The following is a 1,433-nucleotide window of genomic DNA, read 5'->3' as shown; positions in this document are numbered from 1 at the left end:
GCGACGCCGTCGACGTCACCCACCCCGTCGCCCCCACCGTCGACGACGACGCCGCCCCCCACGGCCCAGACGACGACGCCCACCACGACGGTGCCGATGACGACGCAGTGGATACACGTGCCGCTGCTGCCGGTGCCGATACCGGTCCCGGTGCCGCAAAGCCAGGCGCCGGCGCCGCCCGCGGCCCCGCAGTATCCGGGGAACTCGCAGAATCCGTTCCTGAGTCCGGGGTATTGATTTCAGCCCTGTGACCTCCGTCAATCACAGCTGAATCGAACGAGCGCATCCGGCCGCACGCGAGTAGCGTGGTGTCACCCAGTCGGGCGGGGTCTGTTTTGTGGTGCCCTCTGTTGAGGGTCTCAGACGACCTTGGAGGCGCAAGTGGACATTGTGCTCGGGGTGTCGATGGCACCCACGATGGTGCGGTTGGTCCTCATCGAGGGCCAGAACGCCGATGGCGTCACGGTCGAAGAGGACCGCTTCGCGGTTGCCGCCGGCGAGGACTCGGGAACCTCTGGGGCGGCCGATCAAGCAATCGCCGCGATCGTCGGAACCCGGGAAGGCGCGGCCGCGAGTCACTGCCGGCTGACGTCGACGGGGGTGACTTGGACGGATCCCGCCGACGTCGGTGCGCTTCGGGATGCGATCGCCGCGCACGACGTCGGCGCGGTCATGCTGGTCTCCCCGTTGCTCGCCGCGGCCGCGTTGGCGCAGACCGTGGGCGAGGCGCTCGGTTACGAGCACATCGCGATGTTGTTCGTCGAGCACGACAGCGCGACGTCGGCGGTCGTCGAGGTGGCCGACGGTTCGGTCACCGATCTGCACAGGCAGGAGCTTCTGGGCGACATCGGCGACGAGCTCCCCGCGATGGTGGTCGGGCTCGACCGTCGAGTCGAGGGCGTGTTCGTCGTCGGCTCCGGGAAGGGATGCGGCGGCGATGTGTTCGCCATCAAGGCCGCGCTCGAGGCCGCGACGGCGCTGGACGTGACGGTGCCCGAGGAGCCCGACATGGCGCTGGCCCGCGGTGCCGCACTGGCGTCGGCCAACGCGCCGCTGTTCGCGTCGTCGACCGCCGCCCAGGCCTACGCACTGGACCCGGGCACCGGCGAGGTGGATTCCCAAGCGGTCACGTCGACCTACCTGGACGTCTGCGGCAACGCCGACCCGGGCGCTGGCGCGCTGGCTTACAGCGCCCTGGAATTCGAGGCGGAGGACGGCGCGAGCGCGCGTGGGCGCGGGCCGTTCGTGTTGGCCGGCAGCGCGCTGGCCGCGATCTCGGCCGCCGCGGCGAGCGTCATGGTGGTCTCGCTGGCGTCGGACACGCATCCCGTCCCGGCCCCGCAGCCCACCCCGGGCGCCGTTGCCCCGGCGAACCCGGTGCCGCAGCCGGAGGCGCAGGTGCCCCCCCCCGCCGCGGGGGCGGCCGCGGTGGC

At 71.9% G+C, this 1,433-nt stretch carries 1 protein-coding gene and 1 pseudogene; both read left to right on the top strand.

From position 1 onward, the window contains the following. Positions 1 to 237 (top strand): annotated as a pseudogene (locus A5706_RS33780) (hypothetical protein); the annotation flags it as partial. 144 nt (positions 238 to 381) lie between these two features. Then, a partial coding sequence (locus A5706_RS21690; protein WP_068135131.1) for a hypothetical protein occupies positions 382 to 1,433 on the top strand: 1,052 nt, incomplete at its 3' end.

This window comes from Mycobacterium sp. E796, from assembly GCF_001672815.1.
GTDB lineage: Bacteria > Actinomycetota > Actinomycetes > Mycobacteriales > Mycobacteriaceae > Mycobacterium.
Note: the sequence above shows the minus strand (reverse complement) of the source record. Positions and strands in the feature narration are given on the sequence as shown.